This window comes from Aquimarina megaterium XH134, from assembly GCF_000520975.1.
Taxonomy (GTDB): Bacteria; Bacteroidota; Bacteroidia; order Flavobacteriales; family Flavobacteriaceae; genus Aquimarina; species Aquimarina megaterium.
Window position 1 is genome coordinate 82,436 of sequence record NZ_JACB01000042.1, and the last position, 20,053, is coordinate 102,488.

27 protein-coding genes are annotated in these 20,053 nt (G+C 30.0%); 4 read left to right on the forward strand and 23 right to left on the reverse strand.

The window, feature by feature from the left end; translation table 11 throughout:
* Positions 1-48 precede the first annotated feature (48 nt).
* The 4 genes from Z053_RS30430 to Z053_RS31635 all read right to left on the reverse strand — a co-directional run bounded on the left by Z053_RS30430 (position 49) and on the right by Z053_RS31635 (position 4,112).
* On the reverse strand, positions 49-1,941 hold the full coding sequence (locus Z053_RS30430; RefSeq protein WP_025666995.1) for a PAS domain-containing sensor histidine kinase: 1,893 nt from the start codon (positions 1,939-1,941) through the stop codon (positions 49-51).
* A gap of 372 nt (positions 1,942-2,313) precedes the next feature.
* Positions 2,314-2,505, reverse strand: a complete 192-nt coding sequence (locus Z053_RS0121315) for a cold-shock protein (protein ID WP_025666996.1) — start codon at positions 2,503-2,505, stop codon at positions 2,314-2,316.
* Between the two features lie 207 nt (positions 2,506-2,712).
* Entirely contained in the window at positions 2,713-3,189 is a 477-nt protein-coding gene (locus tag Z053_RS0121320) for a hypothetical protein (protein ID WP_025666997.1), read from the reverse strand.
* A 785-nt stretch (positions 3,190-3,974) separates the two neighbouring features.
* A complete protein-coding gene (locus tag Z053_RS31635) occupies positions 3,975-4,112 on the reverse strand; it encodes a hypothetical protein (protein WP_160170134.1) in 138 nt (45 codons plus the stop codon).
* Positions 4,113-4,565: 453 nt separating this feature from the next.
* Here Z053_RS31635 and Z053_RS0121330 point away from each other — a divergent pair, with 453 nt between their 5' ends.
* The 3 genes from Z053_RS0121330 (at position 4,566) to Z053_RS31155 (ending at position 5,348) form a co-directional block, all read left to right on the forward strand.
* Positions 4,566-4,784, forward strand: coding sequence for a hypothetical protein (locus Z053_RS0121330; protein ID WP_025666999.1), 219 nt, complete (start codon positions 4,566-4,568; stop codon positions 4,782-4,784).
* Between the two features lie 108 nt (positions 4,785-4,892).
* Positions 4,893-5,057 carry a DUF1737 domain-containing protein gene (locus Z053_RS30865; RefSeq protein ID WP_081748312.1) on the forward strand — a complete coding sequence of 55 codons (165 nt, stop codon included), beginning with the start codon at positions 4,893-4,895 and terminating at the stop codon, positions 5,055-5,057.
* Between the two features lie 126 nt (positions 5,058-5,183).
* Complete coding sequence (locus tag Z053_RS31155) at positions 5,184-5,348, forward strand: DUF2158 domain-containing protein (protein ID WP_152538362.1); 165 nt, start codon at positions 5,184-5,186, stop codon at positions 5,346-5,348.
* 40 nt (positions 5,349-5,388) lie between these two features.
* Here Z053_RS31155 and Z053_RS0121345 read toward each other — a convergent pair whose 3' ends face one another.
* The 10 genes from Z053_RS0121345 to Z053_RS0121390 all read right to left on the reverse strand — a co-directional run bounded on the left by Z053_RS0121345 (position 5,389) and on the right by Z053_RS0121390 (position 12,429).
* Positions 5,389-5,607 carry a hypothetical protein gene (locus tag Z053_RS0121345; RefSeq protein ID WP_025667000.1) on the reverse strand — a complete coding sequence of 73 codons (219 nt, stop codon included), beginning with the start codon at positions 5,605-5,607 and terminating at the stop codon, positions 5,389-5,391.
* A gap of 235 nt (positions 5,608-5,842) precedes the next feature.
* On the reverse strand, positions 5,843-7,147 hold the full coding sequence (locus tag Z053_RS0121350) for a M20 metallopeptidase family protein (RefSeq protein ID WP_035096519.1): 1,305 nt from the start codon (positions 7,145-7,147) through the stop codon (positions 5,843-5,845).
* Positions 7,148-7,224: 77 nt separating this feature from the next.
* Positions 7,225-7,884, reverse strand: a complete 660-nt coding sequence (locus tag Z053_RS0121355) for a Crp/Fnr family transcriptional regulator (protein ID WP_241459850.1) — start codon at positions 7,882-7,884, stop codon at positions 7,225-7,227.
* 223 nt (positions 7,885-8,107) lie between these two features.
* Positions 8,108-8,884, reverse strand: coding sequence for a hypothetical protein (locus Z053_RS0121360; protein WP_025667003.1), 777 nt, complete (start codon positions 8,882-8,884; stop codon positions 8,108-8,110).
* Between the two features lie 237 nt (positions 8,885-9,121).
* A complete protein-coding gene (locus tag Z053_RS0121365) occupies positions 9,122-9,652 on the reverse strand; it encodes a dihydrofolate reductase family protein (RefSeq protein WP_025667004.1) in 531 nt (176 codons plus the stop codon).
* Between the two features lie 178 nt (positions 9,653-9,830).
* On the reverse strand, positions 9,831-10,061 hold the full coding sequence (locus Z053_RS0121370) for a hypothetical protein (protein ID WP_025667005.1): 231 nt from the start codon (positions 10,059-10,061) through the stop codon (positions 9,831-9,833).
* Complete coding sequence (locus tag Z053_RS0121375) at positions 10,051-10,890, reverse strand: class I SAM-dependent methyltransferase (protein WP_025667006.1); 840 nt, start codon at positions 10,888-10,890, stop codon at positions 10,051-10,053. The genes Z053_RS0121370 and Z053_RS0121375 overlap by 11 nt, the downstream gene beginning before the upstream one ends.
* A 370-nt stretch (positions 10,891-11,260) precedes the next feature.
* Positions 11,261-11,566, reverse strand: coding sequence for a hypothetical protein (locus Z053_RS0121380; RefSeq protein WP_035096521.1), 306 nt, complete (start codon positions 11,564-11,566; stop codon positions 11,261-11,263).
* A gap of 15 nt (positions 11,567-11,581) precedes the next feature.
* Positions 11,582-11,935, reverse strand: coding sequence for a hypothetical protein (locus Z053_RS0121385; protein WP_025667008.1), 354 nt, complete (start codon positions 11,933-11,935; stop codon positions 11,582-11,584).
* Positions 11,936-12,060: 125 nt separating this feature from the next.
* The gene (locus Z053_RS0121390) at positions 12,061-12,429 is read right to left on the reverse strand and encodes a DoxX family protein (RefSeq protein WP_025667009.1); all 369 of its coding nucleotides are present in this window, start codon (positions 12,427-12,429) and stop codon (positions 12,061-12,063) included.
* Between the two features lie 52 nt (positions 12,430-12,481).
* On the opposite strand from Z053_RS0121390, the gene Z053_RS29085 reads away from it, so the two are divergent.
* The gene (locus Z053_RS29085) at positions 12,482-12,925 is read left to right on the forward strand and encodes a winged helix-turn-helix transcriptional regulator (RefSeq protein ID WP_025667010.1); all 444 of its coding nucleotides are present in this window, start codon (positions 12,482-12,484) and stop codon (positions 12,923-12,925) included.
* Between the two features lie 194 nt (positions 12,926-13,119).
* Here Z053_RS29085 and Z053_RS0121400 read toward each other — a convergent pair whose 3' ends face one another.
* The 9 genes from Z053_RS0121400 to Z053_RS0121440 form a co-directional block, all read right to left on the reverse strand.
* On the reverse strand, positions 13,120-13,677 hold the full coding sequence (locus Z053_RS0121400; protein WP_025667011.1) for an SMI1/KNR4 family protein: 558 nt from the start codon (positions 13,675-13,677) through the stop codon (positions 13,120-13,122).
* A gap of 184 nt (positions 13,678-13,861) precedes the next feature.
* Entirely contained in the window at positions 13,862-14,971 is a 1,110-nt protein-coding gene (locus Z053_RS0121405) for a serine hydrolase domain-containing protein (RefSeq protein ID WP_025667012.1), read from the reverse strand.
* 151 nt (positions 14,972-15,122) lie between these two features.
* A complete protein-coding gene (locus Z053_RS0121410) occupies positions 15,123-15,632 on the reverse strand; it encodes a GNAT family N-acetyltransferase (protein WP_025667013.1) in 510 nt (169 codons plus the stop codon).
* Positions 15,633-15,669: 37 nt separating this feature from the next.
* Complete coding sequence (locus tag Z053_RS31160; protein ID WP_152538363.1) at positions 15,670-16,137, reverse strand: transporter suffix domain-containing protein; 468 nt, start codon at positions 16,135-16,137, stop codon at positions 15,670-15,672.
* A 58-nt stretch (positions 16,138-16,195) separates the two neighbouring features.
* On the reverse strand, positions 16,196-16,765 hold the full coding sequence (locus tag Z053_RS0121420; RefSeq protein WP_025667015.1) for a Crp/Fnr family transcriptional regulator: 570 nt from the start codon (positions 16,763-16,765) through the stop codon (positions 16,196-16,198).
* Positions 16,766-16,846: 81 nt separating this feature from the next.
* Positions 16,847-17,338 (reverse strand): DUF6985 domain-containing protein, encoded by a 492-nt coding sequence (locus Z053_RS0121425; protein WP_025667016.1) that lies wholly within the window; start codon positions 17,336-17,338, stop codon positions 16,847-16,849.
* A 103-nt stretch (positions 17,339-17,441) separates the two neighbouring features.
* The gene (locus Z053_RS0121430) at positions 17,442-17,999 is read right to left on the reverse strand and encodes a GNAT family N-acetyltransferase (RefSeq protein ID WP_025667017.1); all 558 of its coding nucleotides are present in this window, start codon (positions 17,997-17,999) and stop codon (positions 17,442-17,444) included.
* Between the two features lie 243 nt (positions 18,000-18,242).
* Entirely contained in the window at positions 18,243-18,893 is a 651-nt protein-coding gene (locus tag Z053_RS0121435; protein ID WP_025667018.1) for a CPBP family intramembrane glutamic endopeptidase, read from the reverse strand.
* Positions 18,894-19,008: 115 nt separating this feature from the next.
* On the reverse strand, positions 19,009-19,830 hold the full coding sequence (locus Z053_RS0121440) for a LytR/AlgR family response regulator transcription factor (RefSeq protein WP_025667019.1): 822 nt from the start codon (positions 19,828-19,830) through the stop codon (positions 19,009-19,011).
* Positions 19,831-20,053: the final 223 nt, after the last annotated feature.

Here is a 20,053-nt window from a genome sequence, read left to right on the forward strand (position 1 = left end):
TTGGATATCTTTTATTTCTTTGAAATGTATTGTTTTTAATGCTAAGAATTAGACTGTTGTTTGAGATACTTTGGTGTATGGAATAGTAAAATAAAATGTAGATCCTTTACCTTTTTTACTTTCTAACCAAATTTTTCCTGTTAGCATTTCGACATAGGCTTTGGCAATAGATAATCCAATACCTGCACCTTCTAGCGCATAGCGATCTTCGAGATCTGCCTGTACAAATCGTTCAAAAATAGCTTTCTGACGATCTTTTGCAATCCCCATACCAGTATCTTTTACATAAAATTGAAGAATATCTTTATCTCTTAGATATCCAAATTCAATTCCTCCTTCATTCGTGTACTTAATAGCATTTTTTATTAAGTTAGAAAGGATTGCATTAAATTTTTCTTTATCGGTTTTGATGGTTGCATCTTCTGTTGATAAATCATTTGATAATGATAGAACAATATCTTTTTTATCTGTTTGCGGTTTAAAGAGGTTAAATAAATACTTGGTTTGTTTGTTGATGTCAACCTCTTCGATATTGACTTTAACCTGATCTGCGGCTATTCTGGAGATATCGATAATATCCCTGATAATATTAAGCATGCGTGCTCCACTTTCTTTGATAAGATCCAGATACAGCTGTTGTTCGTCACCGGTAAGTTTAGGTTCGTTTAAGAGTTCTGCAAGACCAAGAATACCATTCATGGGAGTTCTTATTTCGTGACTCATATTAGCAAGAAAAGCAGATTTAAGGCGATCGCTTTCTTCGGCTTTTTCCTTTAATCGACTTAGCTCAATTTCATATAACTTAATATCTGTGATATCTGTTAGAGTACCAACATACCCAATAATTTGATGTTTATCATTGTACTCGGGTATAGCACGACCTAATACCCAAGTTACCGTACCGTCGGGTTTAAGAAATCGGTATTCGGCATCAGAGGTTTCTTTTTTATCTGTAGCCGAATACCATCCTTGTTTTAGTCTTTTTCTATCCTCTGGATGTACTGCATTAAGCCATCCATCATTTAAGGCTTCTTCTTGTGATAACCCCGAGATGGAACACCATTTGGGATTAACAAATATGGTCTTTCCATCACTTTGAGTCATAAATACACCTACCGGTATCAGATTGGTTAATGTTTGATATCTGCCTTTGGTGAATTGAGCTGCTTTTTCGGCTACTTCATATTTTTGTTTGTACGTTAGGGAATGAAAAATATCTTTAAAAGTAAGATAATTTACATGGTAGGTTTCTTTTTCAAAATACTTTAGATATAACGTAAATATTACACTATAAAAAATAGCCATAGATCCCTTTGATAATAACCCTGATAACAAGAGTTTTGGTATGTTTTCAAAATACCAAAACGAGCCTAGTGTAAAAAAGATAGCATCAAAACTAAGTACTAGTACCATAGTAAACATTACTCTAAGAAATAAGCTAGAAGTATGTTTTGAGATAAATTCGTATAAAAATATGATCAATATGGCATCCAGGTAAAGTACTCCTGTTCCTACAAATAGTACCAGTACATTCGTATAGAAGAAATCTGTAGAAATTTCGAAAGGATTATAGCTATAAGCTCCTTCCATATTCATTCTAAAAGCAAGTAAAAGAAAGCATAATACAATATTGGCTATAACTAATGCATAAATTAGTTTTCGAGCTGTAGTTGCATCTTCTTTGATGTATATTAAAAGTATGGCAAAAAGTGTAGCAGAAAATAAAACAGATGAACCCGGAGAAACTACAATAGCATCAGAGATTTTAAAGTAAAGCGTACTGGCCATAAAAACCTGTACAAACTGAAATAATCCCAAAGAAGCGAATAGCACTCCTAAGCCTATTATCGTTCGCAAACGAAACAGTAGTAATATTAGGAAGGCAACAACAAATCCTTGAAAAAGAAAAATTAAGATTTGATAGAAAATTAGTGTGTCCATAAGAGTCTAATGCTACATTTAATAGGCGTTTTTAGATTCTTTGGTTAACCTATTTGTGTATAACATATAATTTTTAAGCCCCTTAAAGCTACGAACAATTGTTAAAACATTAGATATATAAACCCTTAAAAAACGATTTTTAATTAGTAATTATTACTTGTGATTACACAAAAAAAAGGGATTAAGATGTATATTATGTTGATTTACAGTTTGTTTTTACTTTAGTTAGGTTTGTTTTGATTTTTTTTAAAATGAGAAGATATACTTATAATTGGTATAAGTGCTTAAAATGGAACTTAGGATTTGATATAGATAAAAAAAACCTGTCATTTTTGACAGGTTATAGTGCTTTAAAAAATTAAGTAGTATATATTAAATTACTTTTACATTTACTGCGTTTAATCCTTTTTTGCCTTCTTGCAAATCAAATTCTACTACATCCCCTTCTCGAATTTCGTCGATTAGTCCAGAGATGTGTACAAAATGTTCTTTGTTAGAATCTTCTTCAGTGATAAATCCAAATCCTTTGGCATCGTTGAAAAATTTTACTGTTCCTTTGTTCATTGTTAAAATTTAAATTAGTTAATAAAAATCAAAGATAACGCCAAATATCTAAATGATCATCATCAAGATGTTTTTTACTTTACTTGTTAACACAATTTTTAAGTGTTTATTGCTAATATAGGTATAAAATAATTAATTTGACAAATCTCAAAGACTCCTGAATACATATAATATACAGTTATAAATGATTGTATATTATGTAATTACTTAAAAAAGTAGTTTTTGTAATTCTAATGTATAGTCGTACTGTAAATCTTCGTGCAGTACTGTAATCTTCTTTTTGATAGCTGATGTTTCGCGATGATAGATGTTTTTGAGAACTGTATTTTTTTGTATAGAAGGAGTGAAGTTTTTTAACTTTTTGCAAAAATAAAGAAGCAATTCTATTTCGGTTTCTTTGTTTTTCGAATATCGAATATATTTCTTTATCGTACGCAAAATTTTTCGAATACTCTTTTTAATATAATAATATGATGTGGTGTTGATCATTTCGAATTGCTCATCAATTTCTCTATGTATGCTTATGATATATTCTTCTTCATGGGTTGATTCGAATAATAAATAGGTAAGTAATTCTTTATTTTCTTTTTTAAATCGGGATAGACGAAGACATAATTCTATAAGCTCCTGGTGTGAACGATCTGTTAATTCGGTTTTTAGTTCTTTTACGGTAGCAGTTTTCATCTATACGTAGTGCTTGTTTTATGGTGATACTTTTCCTGTATGCAATTTAAATAAAACAATAGTTTCTAACCGCTAACTCATTTTTAACTTATAACAATAGTATATCGGCACTTTGATCCTTTTATACCAAGATAACTTTATGTTTTTTGTACTTTTTTTGATAACTGTTTGATATGTAAATCGTTGATGGATAAGGCTTGTTAGAGTTATTAACATGGTTATTAACAATAAAAGTAGGTTTTTACGTGTTAATTATTAATAAAAATAGATAAATAAGGTATTATATCGTTATTATTGTAGTTTTAAACAAATTATTAACATTAAATCAACAAATAATTTGGAATATTGTTAATAACTTGTTATATTACAGGTAATTAACCTTAAATCACACAATTATGAATCATTTTTATTCCACTTTTGGGTTGAATTTTAAGAGTATTGTAAATTTTTTAAGAGAACTCCCTAAGGCTTCTAGTTATGCAATTCGTAAGTAATAGAGATATAACAAATTTTGGGCATTTGTTTTTTAAATCTATCAAAGGGATTATTTTTTGGTAATCCCTTTTTTATATTTGTATATATAAGAAGTAAGGCAAATGAGAAGATTTTACTTAGAATTATCCTTAGGTAATAGTATATATCTTTATAGAATACACTTCTAATAGGTTTTAATTATCTTCTTTTATCACTAGATTACATGCTTTTAATCTAAGATCAAGACTAATCTATGAACTCACCCCATTTTTAAATTTAGCTAAAAATAGGATGAGTATGTTTACATAGAACTATCCATAAACTGGGTAACATTCCCATCCATGGTTTATAAGAAAGTCAGCATTTTTAACATCCTGTTCTAAAGTTCTTCCATTAACAGTTTTTTCACAAGTCCAACTTGTAGGTTTAGGATCAAGGGTTGAGCTCATGTTTCCGGCATTAATAGCGGATAGGTTAGATAATTTGAATTTTTTGAGATCTTTAAGAGTATTTTTCATAATATATTTTAAAATTAAACATACTTCTAAAGTATAATTATTAAGCGACCATATTGTGGGTAGTTTATAAGTGTAAGGAAAATTTGGCTAAATGAAATAGCTAAATTTATAAGCGCAAGAAACATGATTTCAGAATGGAAACTATTTTAATTTAATAAGCTCTATGGAAAATTACAAGAACATAAAATAACCCTATTGTATCTTAGAGTTATAATAAAAAATGGCTGGCATATTGATTCTTCAATTACAGATCAAAAAAGAACAATCTGTGTATTTGTAACCCTATAAAATTATTAACCCCAGAAAGTAAGTGTTGTCTTAAGTGTGGAAGGAAAGTTTATAATTGGTAGATTTACTTGGGGAAAAATTAAATAATGTTTTATTATGAATCTTGGTTTCAAGGAATCAATAGATGCTCTTATTTTTAAAAAGATATTAGAAATAAAAAGCAAACGCCTAAAAGGATATATTATCATAAACGTAGAGAACAAAATATGTAGACATCTAAAATCTGATCTAAAAAAAGAAGGCATAATAATCAAAGAAAACAAACTAGATATGATTTCTAATAATCTGATGCAGTATAAGTTTGAGTGGGGTTAAAATCTACTGATAAAGAATTTAACTTGATTGCGGATTACCGTAAAGAAAAAATAAAGAGTAATTATAGATTTGTTTATTGATAAAATCACTTTAATAAAGTAACAGTAAATGATATATAAAATACTCTCTGATTCATCTGAAGAAAAACTGGAAAAAAAGGTTAATATTTATTTAGATGATGAATGGAAACCTACAGGAGGAGTATCTGCTTTATTTTACGGAGGGCAATTAGGTGTTAGATATTTTCAATCTATTATTAAGAAAGAGAAATAAAATAGAATGGAATATAAGTTTGAATGGTGGCATTTAATCATTATGATTCACCTATGGTTATTATGTTTATGGTATATTGAGTACGTAAGAAATAGAAGGAATAAAAATAAATTTCAATAAATAAAAATGGACGAGTTAACAAAAAATGACATCGTACAACTAGAAACAGATAGTCCAAAAATGACTGTTAGCGGAGTTGATACAAACGGTTATGTTTTTTGTTCCTGGATTAATAGATTAGGAGCAGAGATGCGTGGTTCTTTTCCAATACATTTATTAAAAAATGAATAAAAAAAAGCTACCCATAAATAGGTAGCTTTTTTTTATATTGTTAGCGAACAATAAAACACTCCCCTTTTGGCACCAGGGATTCCCATCTTTGGACATCTTTTATATGATGAAATGTGGTAGGATGTAATGAAGACCTTGAATGCCAACATTTGTATGTAATTTTTTCTTTAGAAATAGTTTGTATACCTCCTCCATAAATGGTTTTTAATTTCTTTTTTTCAATTTTGAAATTGCTGAATTTTTGTTGTAATGTTTTCATGTTATATTTTTAAGTTATGTAGATCTATATTAATTGATTTTATTTAGACAATCTTGTTTGATTGGTAATTGTAATTAATTTAAGCATAAACGTATGTAGTAAATTTGTAAACGTTTATTGTGGAAACCATAAAATCAATATTTAAACACATTATAGCATAATGTATTTTTGAGAATTTAAGTCTAAAACTAAAGGTTCTCTGAAACATCCTTTTAGAGAGTTTTACCTTTTCTATTTAGTTAAACAGCCTTTCAATTATCAATGATGAAAAATAATTCACTCCTGTTTTAATACAATTTTCATCAACTTGAAAATTGGGTGCATGTGGCATAGAGAGTATTCCTTTTTGAAAATTTGAACCCCCTAAATAAAAATACACTCCTGGTACTTTCTCTTGATAATATGCAAAATCATCTCCTCGATAATCAGCCATTATTCCGTGTAAAAAAATAATGTTTTCTGCTCCGTAAATTTGAGCTATGTGAGCTAAAGAATTTTGAGTTAGAGTTTTGTCATTGTATAGATTTGCTCTTTCGTAAGTATACTCAACTTCAATTAGGTTTTCTGCAAATTTAGAGTTGCTTATCTTTTGTTTTAATTGTGGAGGTATAGCATCAAACTTCTCCTTTACGCTTGATCCGATATAAGCCTTTATAGATATTTCATTCTCAGTTTTCTCTACGTTAAAACTGTCTTGATTTACAAAGGTATAGTTCTTGAAAATGGTGTTTGGACTTGCAAGACCTATATTAGGATCTGATAAACTTTGGGGATTCCAAAATTTGCTTGAAGGCCCTACATTTTGTAGACTCATAATGAGTTCTCTACCATATGCTATGATTGATTCATTTTCACTTGAATTTTTAAATGATATGTTAAGTACTTTGTAATCGGCAAACATCCATTCGGGTTTTGTTGAAATCATAGTTGTTGCCATAGGTGCAATATGCGAACCATAAATTTCATCAGGAGTAATCATCTCGAATAAACCATCATCGATCATTGCTTTTGCGCCCGTATAAGGCTCTTCTGAAGGTTGGAAAATAAAATATACAACACCTGTCAATTCTTCTTTCTGGCTAGCTATTACGTTGGCTATACCAAGTGCGATTGTTGTATTTACATCATGCCCGCAAATATGACGAACACCTTCGTTTTTTGATGCAAAACCTACTACATCTGGTATATCCGATGGCATTGCATCAATATCTGCTCTCCAGGCAATTCGCTTTCCTTTTTTTCCGGTATTTAAGATACCAACAACACCGTAACCACCAATACCTCTTTTCACTTCGTATCCTAAGGACAATAAATATTTAGCAATCTTATCTGACGTTCTTTTCTCTTTTCCAGACACTTCAGGGTTCATATGAAAGTCTCGACGGATGGTGACAAGACTATCGAAAATTTTATGGGTCTGTTCCTGGATCTTTGCATGTATAGAAGGTTGAGAATTTGTGCTTTGACCGCAAGAAACCAATCCAAGAAGTAGAAATTGTACGGTTAGGATAAGTCTAATTATTTTTATTTTTGAAGTCATATTTTACAATTCTTTAAAATGTATACTGCAAAAATGTGATATTGTAGTATGATTTACCTGTCACATTTGTGACAAAATCATTTTTTGGCAATTTTACTTCTTATTCTGCTTAATGATTGGCGCTCAATACCAAGATGAGATGCTAAATGGGATAGACTAATTCTATTAATAATATCTTTATTTTGCTCAATAAAGTTAAGATATCTTTCTTCGGCATTTTCGAATAAAAAACTTTCAACCCTGTCGGTTTGTACTGTTAACACATATTCGGCGATTAACCTTCCGTACATTTCGCTAACCTTAAATTTGCTGTATCCTTCCTGGATTTTGTCATAGGGCAACTTTATTATAACAGATGGTTCTAAACATTCAATAAAATACTTAGATGGTTTTTGTCTTATAAAGGAAGGATAATCGGTTGCGTATTTGTTTTCATTAATAAACCCAGTTGTTATTTTATTCCCTTTTTCGTTTATGTAATATCTTCTTAAGAGCCCTTTACACACAAACCCAACCTCTTTTTGCACTTCTCCGCTTTTGAATAAAAACTCCTTTTTAGCATACTTGGCTATGGTTAGATATGAATTCATAAAAGCTATTTCCTCTGAGTTTAAATCGGGAAATAATTTGATATAGTCTTCGATATATTTTTTATACTCTTGTTGCATTTTTTTTTTAGCTTGTTGCCAACAAAAGGATATATGTGCGGTATACATATATCCTTTTTGTATTCTCAATGTTTATTTAACACTCCAAATTACTAAGTTTATCTTAATATTCATGGTAGAAAACCACATCTTTTTGCCTAAGATTTTAGACGACGCTTTGCATAGGATATATGGCTAGCTGTTTTTATAAGACTATAATTACAAGCTTTATTTTCCCATTTTCTTTTTTACTTCCTGCGAATAATTTCATACCGTTAATCGTAAATAACGTTTTTCTATAACGTGTATCGAATTAACTTTTCATCATTTGTCCTAAGTATATTTTTCCATCTATTGCCATACAAAGCATTTTGTAACTGATTTCTTGTTGATCGCAATTAAAAAGAACCCTAATAAAATAAGTTGTTGCATTTGGTTGTGGATTATCTGGTATAAAAGATGAGTTTTTAATACTAACAGTTTCGAATTCTTTCATTTCTTTTATGAAAGGATAAACCGATTTATTCCAACTATTAATCATCAATTCAATTTTTGGATGATCCTTTTCTAATATTTGTTTCTCTTCTTCTGGAGCAATCGATATAAAAGTATTAACGTCTAAAAGAATTTCATTTAAAGATTTCTCATTCGTTATGCTTTTGATTAAATTATCGAGAAAACTGTCTCTTATTTTATTATCATTTTTTAATGTAGGGGTATCAAAGAAATTACTTCGATTAATTACTTTTAAAAGGTATTTGTAGGAGTCATTCCCCTTATTAATCCCCATAGTATGAAAAGAATAATATTGACTTTTATAAATCCCAATTGCCGAAGATAAAGTCCATATTTTGTCTTTTTCATCTTTATAAACTATGTGTTTTGAATAAAAACTATTGTCATTTACTTTAAAAAGACTATCTGTTGCAGAAACCAATTTAGATTCTTTAAACTTTATGTCTTCAAATTCAGAAGACCATAACTCTTTAACAGACTTATTTTTATAATTGTATAACATTCTTATCGATAATTGACGAGTAAGTTTTCCTGAATCCGAAATTTCTTGCTGTTTTATAAGTATTTCAGACATGTTAGCCAAATTAACGTCCATGATAGAATCGGTACAAATAGCGTAATTCCAGTTACTTTTTTTGATGTTTTTTAAACAACTTAATTCCTTCTGAGCAAAACAGGTGTTGTTAAACAGAATAATTATTAAAATTACTATAGATCGCATTATATTTTTATATTCTTTATGTTTATTGTTTAATTGATGAATATATCAACTGATGTGTTTTCTGTATTTTTTTATGATTCATTATTTATATTATTCTTTTTCATACGTTAAGATCTGAAGCCCATCATCAAAAGATTCTTTTTCGATCAACTTCCATTTTTTGTTCGTTATAGAATTACCAAATAAATGAATTCCATCTCCAATAATTATTGGATTAAGTTTTAGTTTGAGCTGATCAATCAAATCATTATCTAAAAGCCAGCCCGCAAAGTCTCCACCACCACATAAGTAAATATCTGTTTTAGAATTTGCTTTAATTTCCTTTACCCGATGAATTGATCTTTTTTCAATATGAACAGAGTTTGCCAGGTTTTCAATTTTCATTGAATCCGAAAAAATGTAATGCTCCATATTTGGATAGGCAGCTTGTCCCGGCTGAAGACCGTATTGAAAACCATACTCATACGTTCTTCTTCCCATTATTACAGTTTCAAATTTTAAAAGTTCAGCCTGATATTTTTCAACTCCTTTCCCTTCAAGTATGAATTTACTTATGTCGTCGTTCTTTCCTGCTATAAATCCGTCGAGAGAACTTGCTACGTAATAAACAATTTTTTGCATATGTTTTATATTTTAGAATTTCTGTGTTAATCACAACAGTATACGTAAGTATCGAAGTAGTGCAAATTGTTACCTCGCTTTTTGTTTTTTTTTGAGCATTAATTACAAAACTTTTTTATTGTAAGCATTGTGTTTTTCCAAAAGTCGAGGCATTTGCTTTATCACTTAGTTGCTATGATTATATTTTTTGATATTGTGTTTCCTTTTTATTTTTCCTTTTCGCTGTTTTCATACGACTATAATCGCAAGCTCCATTCTCTAAATATTCAATTTTATGTTCAGATAACAGTCGAACAATGATTTCTCTTGTTTCCTTTTCATCAAATCCGAGTTTTTCTCCAAGGTCGATTTCGTTTAACCGACCATTATTTTCTATTAATGCGTTATAATATTTTTCTTTATTTTTCATACGTTGTTTGTTTTTTTACCGCTATCATCATATGTGGGCTAAAAGGTAAAAGATAGCTGTCGTTTTCTGTAATCTTTGTAAGTTCTAACAATGTTTCTTTCTTTTTGTCATTTAGCATATTAGTAAAATAATTTTTGTCTAACCAGGCCATTCCCTCAACTGCATAAGTAGTAAGATACGTTAATTCTTGACTTATGAATTCGTTTTTAAGCTGTTTTGGTGTATGATAATATGCTTCTGCCAAAAGCCAGGGGAAATCATCAGGGGGATTGTGTATTCCACTTGTTAATTCGTCTTTACACATTTCAAAAAACGATTTTTTATGAATAAGACCATTTAAAAGACCGACCAGGGTAGATGCAGTATAATTAATGGCAAAACCCAAAATGATTCCGTTATTCTTCAAAACACGTTTTGCTTCGCGGATACTTAACGCTCTATCTTCTTTTTTTTGAAGATGATACAAAGGGCCGTGCAGCAGTATTAGATCGGCAAAATTATTAGGAAATTTTAAATTTCTAGACTCCCCCAAATGAACCGAATACTTATTTTTTAATTTATGAGCTCTGTTTTGGGCTATTTTTATATGTTTAGGAATAGGTTCGACCAAATGTACCTGGTGTCCTTTGTTGGCAAGCCATTCTGAATATTTTCCTGTTCCGCCACCAATGTCAATTATTTTTGATGGTGAGGTCGAAATGTATTTTTCTATGAGTGATTTGATTCTCTCAAATTCAAAAATACCCATTCCTTTGTTAAGCCTGGTTTCTTCGGATGCTGTATTATAAAAGAGTTCTATGTTTCTGCTTATTAACTGTTTACTATTCATTTTTAATCACTGTATTATCATCACATTTCGAAATGCAGCATGCATTGCATAGTGATAAAGCAATTGATTTCTAATCGATTACTAGTATTAAAATTTGATAAAATAATTGGATATGCTTATCTGTGCATTAAAAAATCAGAAGAATTTTTATGCATTAATTTCTCGTTGTATAGAGAATGTCTTTTTATAAAGACTCAGATCATATGTCGAATTAGTATAACAGACTATAAAGATATTAATTCTGAATTAATTTTTTTGTAGTAGTTGGGTTTTCTTTAGTGTTAGCGTTTAATTTATGTATCATAGTAAAGGTTTCTGTTTTTGCTTCGCATTAGTTACTATGATCATATGTATGTTGTTGTGAGTAGTTTTATTCTTTTTTCAAATAATTATTAAGGCATTTTGGGCAAATAGGGGAGAGCTTATTAAACATCATTTCATACTTTTCAAATTCCGATTGTACGTCAATTTTTGATTCTCGAATTCCTGCTTCGCTTACCAAAGTTGGATCAACAATATAATGTCCATTAAAAAGCCCTTTTTTGTCTAACACTTCGATATTCAGAATCTCAGAATCAATGGGTTCCTCCATTTTATTTATTTTCTCAGCGTGATATTCAGATATTAAACCAGCTACATTTCCTCCGTGAATTTTACATTCTATGTACCCCATCATTAAAAAAAATTGTTTTTACGTTTTGTCTGACTTGTGTATATGAATAGGGTATTCTACACCTAAAAGTTCAGTAGTTGATGGTTCTTTATCAACCTCAGGATTAAATTTTTTATCGACATTGTTTAACTTCTCTCTACTAAATTTATGAAGTCCGATAGCTATTCGTTCTCCATTGATGGATTTTTCTATGACTTTTCTATCCGATAGCCTAATTATTAGATCTACCTTGGCATACAATGATCCATCTTTGGTTTGAATCATTACTTCTTCATCTGTAGAAACCTCCCCTGAAACAACTTTTCCTTGAAAGTTGAAACATCGACCCCAAATATAGAATGCATCGTCTGATACAAATTCGAAATTATCCATTATTTATTTTAATTACTACTAATGTTTAATATTTGTGTCGTAGCTGGGTAATTGTTACTTTGTTTTTTGATTTTTCTTGTGCATTGATTGCTAACTTTTGTTCCCAACGAGTACACGTCAATATTTTAGTTATATACCTGCCTTTTTTTCCTATAAAACACATAAGATATGATCAACAAGACAAGCGGAATAGCTGGGCCAATAGCACCGCCGTCACCAGCATTTAAATGGGCAATTATCGCAAAGACGAGGTCAAGCGCGAATCCCAGGTAGGCTAACGTTTTGATTACCGGGTTTTTGATCAGCCAAATCGCCAATACCCCCAGTATTTTTACTATTGCCAGAGGATATATTATTTCGGTGGGAACACCTAAGCTAGTGAACATTTTACTTACCATTTCGTATTGGACGAAATAGGTGATAGCCCCAGCTAGAAGCATTAAACTAAATAAGGCTGTTACCACACGGTAGATTATTAAATCTCTTTTTTTCATCTTAAAATTTATTTACTGTTTTGTTTGGCAAATTTAACTCGATTGCTTTAATTTGGAAAGCAACTATATAAAATATAGTGGTATCCAAAAGTATAGTGATATGAAAAACAAAGAAGTGAAGGATATAAAGATTCCTATGAAGGAGCATTTTGGTAATTACATGGTACCCGTTCGAGATGCACTTGAGGTTTTTAGTGGTAAGTGGAAGATTCCAATTATTACGGCACTTACTTTTTACGAGACTTGCGGTTTTAAAGAATTGGAGCGTATTGTAGAAGGGATAACACCGAAAATGTTGTCGAAAGAATTAAAGTTTCTCGAGGAGAATTTATTGATCATCAGAAAGGTAGAAGATACCCGTCCGATTACTGTTACTTACAGCATTACAGAATACGGAAAAACGTGTAAATCTGTGATGAGTGAATTGTATCGTTGGGGTGTAGAACACCGAAAAAAGGTATTTAATATAGAAGGACAAACCTGGGACAAATGCTAGGGAATTACTACCAACAAAGGTATGTGTGTGCTAGTACACATAGATTCATTATAAATTAGCCTGTAACTGAAACTACTAAAATAACTAATTCGATGGTTATGAAAAAACCGTAAAATCACTCAAATTAACGTTTTTCTGCTATTAATATCAAAAAAGTTTAAATGAGTTCTATATATATATATTATATATATTCTTTATTTTACTTGACCGATCTGTTTGAGTGCTTTAATTTCTTGTTGTAGCATATTTAAAAGATATTCACTAAAAGAATTAGCCCAAAGGGTTGGACCTTTTTCTAGCCATTCTCCTTGTTCTACAAAAGTATATACGGGCGGATTGTCTCCTTCATTGGTTTTGATATATTCAATCGAATAGCCTTGATGACTCATAAATAAAATGGTATCTTTTAATAATTCTTTACCATTAAAATTGTTTTCGTTTAACAAATCTATTCCTACATTTTTAAACGTATAGTTTTGAGATAAGATTTCTTCTTCTTTTAAATCCTCATATACTTCCCCAGATAAGTATTCATAATAGTAATCGGTTCCTCTAAGAATTTTTCCTCCGCTTTTTCCAAACCATCTTAAAAACTCTTTAAAAGCTTCAGGTATTTCCTCATCAAGTATTGAAGCTAATTTATTTATTTCTTGCTCGGAGCAACCTCTGAATTTTGAAGTTATCTTAGGGTAATCTTTTAAGAAGTTTTTTGATTCTTGCAGATACATGCATGCTGTTTTTAGTTTAGTCATTTTCCAAAGACCAAATTACAAAAATACTAACCCCCAAAATAGTTAACGATCCCAAATAGTGAAGCTAAAACTACAATGGCAATCACTATTATAAAAGCCATACCTCCTTTATATTCTTCTTCCTCTAGTTGTTTCTGTTTCTTTTACCATTTATTCTCCTATTTCATTTTAGATATCGGTTATATTATTTCAGGAAATGAGGTAATACATAGGTGTACATCATGTCAAAAGGTTGCTTGTTTATGATAGGTTTACCATAATTACTTCCTGTAAAAACAATGACCAAATTATCTAATTCAGGTACGAGTACAATATAGTTACCTCCGTTTCCGAAAGTGAATTTTAACGTAATTTCCCGGTCATCTATTTTTACTTTTTCAGTGTACCAATAATAACCATAAGTAGCAGCATCTTGCCCTTCCCAGGAATTGCCAGCTGTATTAAAAAAAGAATAATTTTGCGGTAATTCTACCTTTTCGCTTAAAATTTCGCTGATCATTTTCTCCGAAATCACCTGCTTTCCGTTATATTTTCCTTTATTGATAACCATATGACCTATAGTAAGCATATTTCTTGGTGATATTCTTAGATTACCGGCAGTAAAATATCTTCCTGTCATTTTATTCTTTGCCCATCGATAATGGTTTGTAATATCTAAAGGAGTAAATAAATAGTCTGATGCAAATTCTGCAATATTAACATGAGATGCATCACTAATTACAGCTCCCATAATCATTGGAGCCGTTCCTGTGTATAACCATTTTTCTTTTGGAGAAAAAGCCATCTTTTGATCAAGTCCGTATTTAACCCAGTCTTTTTGGTCAAACATTTTATCTTCACAATCCGGAAATCCCATATCTCCAAAAAACTGCTCACAACCAATTCCGGTTCGCATAGTCAGTAAATCTTCAACGGTTATCAAAGATTTTCTATCGTCCCAATTGTCGAGATTATCTTTGTTGTACTGCGAAAGATAGGTGAAAATGGGCTCGTCTACTTTCAGAATTCCTTTATCTACAGCAATTCCTGTCAATAGTGCTGTTATTGATTTGGTGGTTGATCGAACATCTTGCAGGCTATCTTTTCCATAACCATTAAAGTACTTTTCAAAAAGAAGACTATCATTTTGGGAAATAAGAATGGCATTAGTTGCAGGGTATTTCCCGTTTTCTATTTCTGAAAATAACTGTTCAATAGAGTTTTTTTCTCTTGTGTTTTCCTGTTGCTTTTTAACATTAGAATTGCACGAATAGCATAGTGAAAAAAACAGGAAAAGATAAAGTGGTTGTTTCATATAACTTATTATTTCGATGATTGGTTATCACAATTTATACATAGTTTGGTTGTATGAAAATCTATTTAGATTTTTCAATAGAGGAACTAAGATAGTTATTTACGTTAAAATTCATAGTAAGAGTTTCAGAAGCAATACACTATACTTTTCATTAGTTATAGTTTCTATTTTCCAGTTTAAAGAATAATGTGGTTTTTTCATTTATTACTCTTTCTTCAATTAATTCCATATTTAATCTTTTGCAAACATGAACCGAATTATGATTGGGTTTATCCATTGTTGCAATTAGATGTTTAAAACGTAACTTTTTAAAGGCATAATCAATAATTTCATGTGAAGCTTCAGTTGCATAACCATTTCCAGTAAATTCTGGTAATAAAGCATATAAAAGCTGAGGCAATTTTTCGTCAAAAAAGAACCAAAACCCAATATATCCCATGTATTCTTCATTGTCTAAATTAATAATTTTCCAAAGGCCCCACTTTTCGGTTTTAAATTTTGTTTCGGTTTTGTTAAGAATATCTATAGAGACTGATTTTGGAATATCCTGATTGTCCCACAAATATTTTTTTACAAATGGATTCGTATTTGTATTGTGAAAAACATCCAAATCTTTATTTGTGATTGGGGTAAGCTCTAATCTTTTTGTTTTTAAGTTCATTATGTTCTTTATTTATTGTAATATGGGTATTCTATTTTTATATAAGCTCCTCGCATTGGTAACCTAACTTTTTAAATTCTTTGACGACTTGTTGTATGATATTTGACTGTGACTCTATTCTAAGAATATTATCATCATCTTCAAGATCAAAATTCCATTTTAATATTTGAGGTAAATCATCTAAATGAGATTTTATGATCGAAATATCTGTTTCATTTGTCACCGAAGTTTTAAATACAAAAACTTTAATGTTTTCTTTTTTGAACCAGTTCATTGGATTCAGTTGTTTTTTAAATTTTATAATAAGTTGTTTACCAATGATCAGTATAGCAATCCATTGTATAACTTCTCCGCATACAATTAGTATACTTACAAAAAGTGCATTTTGCGTTGCTGTAAGAGAAAAATACGGAAGTAGTAGAACGAACGCGTACGGCGCGATCGAGAACACCAACAAAGCGATGGCAAGCACACTATAAAACTTAGATTCTTTTTTTCTTTGCATCTTTATTTTTTTACGATGCAAATTTCTGAAAGAGATTGGTGAATCTGCTGAACCCAAGTTAAGTAATTCGTCTTCTTATTCTACTCAATGCTTGCGGAGTAATACCAATAAATGATGCAATATATTTTAGAGGAATTTCCCTAATTAATTCTGGCTGTTGGGATAATAAATCCAAATAAAGTTCTTCGGCAGTTTTTGTTAATAAAGATAATTCTCTATTGCTTTTTTCAAGATAAATCTTTTCTGTGGCAACTCGTCCTATTAAGTTTCCGATTGGAAATTTGTTATAAATGGTTTGCAGCTCATTATAATGGATTCGCCAAATTACGGTTGGTGTGATTGCCTGCACATTGATTAGAGAATTAGTTTGCAGTAAAAAGGAATCGTAAGCACTAAATATGGTTTCTTCAAAAGAAAATTCTAAAGTAACTTCACTTTCATTTCTATCTACATAAGACCTCAAAACTCCTTTTTCAATAAAGTAAAGGTATTTTTCGACTTCACCGACATTTAGAATATGTTCATTTTTTGAATATTGCTTTCGTTTAAAAAGAGGTTCAATAAATTTCCATTCACTTTCTGAAAGAGGGTGTATAGTTTCTAGTGTATAGCGAATTATTGAATTCATGTTTTTTAGAGAATTTTCGATTTTGTGATGAAATTACATACAATCTATTTGTATGTAGTTATTGTTGTATAACGTTGTCTTTTACGTTTCTGCTATTCCTCCAATAGCAATTATTTTATTGTTTTCTAATCTTATTTCAAGGCCGTGTTCTATATCTAATTCATAACGAATTAGAATTTTAATATTTCCGTTATCAAGTATTCTTATATAAATAAGGTTTCTGATTTTTTCAAAATGTTTTTCTTTTGAATCAATATTTAAAGGTTTTTCTCCTGATTTTTCTTCATTTTCATAATAATGAGCATACAATTTAAGATACCTTTCAAAAGTCTTATGCATTATATTATTTATGATTGTATCTAAATTGGAAATGAACTTTATAAAAGTATTTTCAAAATTGTTTAATTCAACTTCATTTGGGATGGTTTCAATTTCTTCCCCATCATCATCAAATTCACTACCTAAGAATATGGTGACTTTATTATTATCAAAATATTGAGAATTAAAAACTATTTCTGCCGAAAATCCAGCCCAGTCCTCTTCGATTTTCCCCCAATATTTATGTTTTTTCATATTTCTGTTCTAATGATGCGCGACTTCTATTGTATGGTAGATATGGCTTATATGAATTGTTGTAGAGTGTTTTATTTGTTTTTTACCTTATTCTTCTTAACAGTTATTCATTGTTGGTAGTAGTTTGTTTTTCATAGCTCAATCTACCATAATATACTAAATCAATAATTTTACCTGAAGTTGTCATATAATCATTTCGAATAACTCCCTCAATTTTGAATCCACACTTTTCAGCTAGCTTCCGTGTTGAGAAGTTGTCAGGATGAGTCCTTAAAAATAATTTGTTGAATTGATATTTTTCAAAATAATAATCACAAAAACAATTAAGTGCTTTGGTCATAATACCTTTTCTAGCATAGTTCTCATCCATATAAAATCCTAATTCGGCTTTTTTGATATTATAGTCAATATTTTTTAAATCAATAAATCCAACAAACCTGTTGTCAGATTCATCTATAATGACATACGGGAAGTATGATTTATCTTTTATTCGTTCTAAATTCTTGAGCATAAAGACTTTGGTTGATTCAATAGTTTTTGTCTCAAGAACAGTTCCAGTAAATATTTCTTCAAGTCGTTTTCGATTATCATTGATAAGATGAAAATAATTATTTAAATCATTTATCTTTAATAATCGTATTGCATATTTTTCGAAATTCAATTTATTACATTTTTTTAAAAAGTTCGATTTAACTAAATTACTGCCAATGCCTAGTATAAGAAACGTGGGGTAGGTGATAATCGATACGTTTCGGATCCATACTAAGCCAAATATAGTATTTTACTTTTATCTTTTTAGAAATGTAAATTTTGTATTTAACGACTTTGTAAATGAACTAGACTTTTTGATTAAGCGCAAAAGCCTTATGTTTTCTTATACATAAGCTTTTTACATAGTAAACTATTAAATCCACCCATAATATATAAATAGAAAAGCAACAGTGTCAATAAATCCGTGAACAGCAACATTAAACCACAAATCGTTCTTACGAATATGAAAAATAATTGCTAAAAGCATACCAGTTATACCTGCTACGATTTGACCAGTTATACCTTGATATGCGTGTACCCAACCAAAAATAAATCCAAATAATAAAATATTGATTACAAGGCTTATGTTGCTTGAGCCAAAAAACTTGGTAAACTGTCTCATTAAATATCCCCTAAACACAATTTCTTCGCCGAATGCTGCTGCTGCCCACATAAAAACAAGTAAATTCAATATACCAGGTAGATTCCCTTTATAAGGTTCGAATACAGAAAAGTCTATAGGTTGCCCTGTAATATAAGTAACACTTGGCACCATGATGTAGTAATAAAATAGAAAAAAAGTTGTACCCAATAGAGGTGCTATAACTAAGAGGCTTTTTATATTTAACCTTTTTCGTTGAAAACCTAATGATTTAAAGAGGTCTTTTTTGTATTCTATTGCACTCGCAATTAATACTAAAAAAGCTGCTGTAATCATTTGAAAATAGCCAGATAAGTATAAAAGGCAGAAAAGAATTATAGTGATTATAGGAGTCAAATTTGTTTTTAAAGAAGTTTTGTTCATTTTTTTCGTTTTTAAATTTTAAACGAAGTAACAATGATCAAGTAAGAAAAACTCCTGAAAAACAGCAACTTTTACCGAATGGTATCAAAAAAGTACCTGAATAATCAACCTTAATTTATAATTTCTTATTAAACCAATCCATAAACGCTTGTCTCTTATATCTACTTATAGTTATTTGAGAAGTTTTTTTATCTGAAAAAATAGATTTAAGTAGTATAGATAGTTTTCCATTTTCTATTGATTGTACTTGTTCTATAGAACGAGCATGAAGAATTATTTGTCTATTCGCTCTAAAAAAACTCTGTTCGCTAATTTTACTTTCAACTTCATTTAAAGTAAAATCTGTACTAATTGTAGTTCCGTCAGTTTTTACAATATATACTATTTTGTTTTCACTATATATAAAGGCAATTTCAGGATACTTAACCAAGGTTATTTTACCTCCTTGCCGAACTTTAAGTGTACCTTCTATAGAGGTAAGTTTGTGAAGTTTATAAATATCTTTTGAAAATAAAAGAGCAATTCCAAGAGTGCACATTAGTAGGGAGATTGAAAATCCCGTTAGTAGATGATAAATACTGTATGATTCAGTGCCATTAATCAAACCATTTAAACCATAATATAAAGGGATATATAGTATGGTAATATAACCTAAAGTTGAAAATAGGAAACGTAATAATATTTGTGTGTTAATTTTTTTAGTGAAATATTTGTTTTTGAAATATTTAAAATTAAAGCTAGCGATAATAAGTACTATACCTCCTACAATAATTGAAGCAACAATAGGAAACCAAGGGAATTTGTAGGATTTATTTAGTGGAAAATTTTCTGGCTCAGTAAGGTGGTTAATCAAAATAGAAAGCACTACAATTATAAAGCCGTTTCTAACCCAAAAATTTATTTTTTTATTTTTAAAAAAGTTAATAATTATTTCCATTGAAAACTTGAATCTATCTTTTTGGATTATTTAGCTTATGTACAACAAAGCTATAATAGTAATTGCTATTATATACTTCCTAAGCAATACGATCAGATACAAATCTAAGTGATTTTAATCAATTCAGAATTACTAACTATAGACTCTTGCTTTAAGGCCCGAGAAAGAGGTTTACATAGAGTATGTTGTTACCAAAAATCGTTACTTTATTAACTCTTGTCAT

Bases quoted from the DNA above. Each gene is read 5' to 3' on its own strand.
- Z053_RS0121315 (WP_025666996.1), bottom strand. From the start codon at position 2,505: ATGAACAAAGGAACAGTAAAATTTTTCAACGATGCCAAAGGATTTGGA.
- Z053_RS31160 (WP_152538363.1), bottom strand. From the start codon at position 16,137: ATGCAAAGAAAAAAAGAATCTAAGTTTTATAGTGTGCTTGCCATCGCT.
- Z053_RS0121360 (WP_025667003.1), bottom strand. From the start codon at position 8,884: ATGTCTGAAATACTTATAAAACAGCAAGAAATTTCGGATTCAGGAAAA.
- Z053_RS0121320 (WP_025666997.1), bottom strand. From the start codon at position 3,189: ATGAAAACTGCTACCGTAAAAGAACTAAAAACCGAATTAACAGATCGT.
- Z053_RS31635 (WP_160170134.1), bottom strand. From the start codon at position 4,112: ATGAGCTCAACCCTTGATCCTAAACCTACAAGTTGGACTTGTGAAAAA.
- Z053_RS0121350 (WP_035096519.1), bottom strand. From the start codon at position 7,147: ATGACTTCAAAAATAAAAATAATTAGACTTATCCTAACCGTACAATTT.
- Z053_RS31155 (WP_152538362.1), top strand. From the start codon at position 5,184: ATGGACGAGTTAACAAAAAATGACATCGTACAACTAGAAACAGATAGT.
- Z053_RS0121410 (WP_025667013.1), bottom strand. From the start codon at position 15,632: ATGAACTTAAAAACAAAAAGATTAGAGCTTACCCCAATCACAAATAAA.
- Z053_RS0121375 (WP_025667006.1), bottom strand. From the start codon at position 10,890: ATGAATAGTAAACAGTTAATAAGCAGAAACATAGAACTCTTTTATAAT.
- Z053_RS0121435 (WP_025667018.1), bottom strand. From the start codon at position 18,893: ATGAACAAAACTTCTTTAAAAACAAATTTGACTCCTATAATCACTATA.
- Z053_RS0121420 (WP_025667015.1), bottom strand. From the start codon at position 16,765: ATGAATTCAATAATTCGCTATACACTAGAAACTATACACCCTCTTTCA.
- Z053_RS0121380 (WP_035096521.1), bottom strand. From the start codon at position 11,566: ATGATGGGGTACATAGAATGTAAAATTCACGGAGGAAATGTAGCTGGT.
- Z053_RS0121425 (WP_025667016.1), bottom strand. From the start codon at position 17,338: ATGAAAAAACATAAATATTGGGGGAAAATCGAAGAGGACTGGGCTGGA.
- Z053_RS0121405 (WP_025667012.1), bottom strand. From the start codon at position 14,971: ATGAAACAACCACTTTATCTTTTCCTGTTTTTTTCACTATGCTATTCG.
- Z053_RS0121345 (WP_025667000.1), bottom strand. From the start codon at position 5,607: ATGAAAACATTACAACAAAAATTCAGCAATTTCAAAATTGAAAAAAAG.
- Z053_RS0121330 (WP_025666999.1), top strand. From the start codon at position 4,566: ATGAATCTTGGTTTCAAGGAATCAATAGATGCTCTTATTTTTAAAAAG.
- Z053_RS0121370 (WP_025667005.1), bottom strand. From the start codon at position 10,061: ATGAAAAATAAAGAAAAATATTATAACGCATTAATAGAAAATAATGGT.
- Z053_RS0121400 (WP_025667011.1), bottom strand. From the start codon at position 13,677: ATGACTAAACTAAAAACAGCATGCATGTATCTGCAAGAATCAAAAAAC.
- Z053_RS0121390 (WP_025667009.1), bottom strand. From the start codon at position 12,429: ATGAAAAAAAGAGATTTAATAATCTACCGTGTGGTAACAGCCTTATTT.
- Z053_RS0121365 (WP_025667004.1), bottom strand. From the start codon at position 9,652: ATGCAAAAAATTGTTTATTACGTAGCAAGTTCTCTCGACGGATTTATA.
- Z053_RS30865 (WP_081748312.1), top strand. From the start codon at position 4,893: ATGATATATAAAATACTCTCTGATTCATCTGAAGAAAAACTGGAAAAA.
- Z053_RS0121385 (WP_025667008.1), bottom strand. From the start codon at position 11,935: ATGGATAATTTCGAATTTGTATCAGACGATGCATTCTATATTTGGGGT.
- Z053_RS0121440 (WP_025667019.1), bottom strand. From the start codon at position 19,830: ATGGAAATAATTATTAACTTTTTTAAAAATAAAAAAATAAATTTTTGG.
- Z053_RS30430 (WP_025666995.1), bottom strand. From the start codon at position 1,941: ATGGACACACTAATTTTCTATCAAATCTTAATTTTTCTTTTTCAAGGA.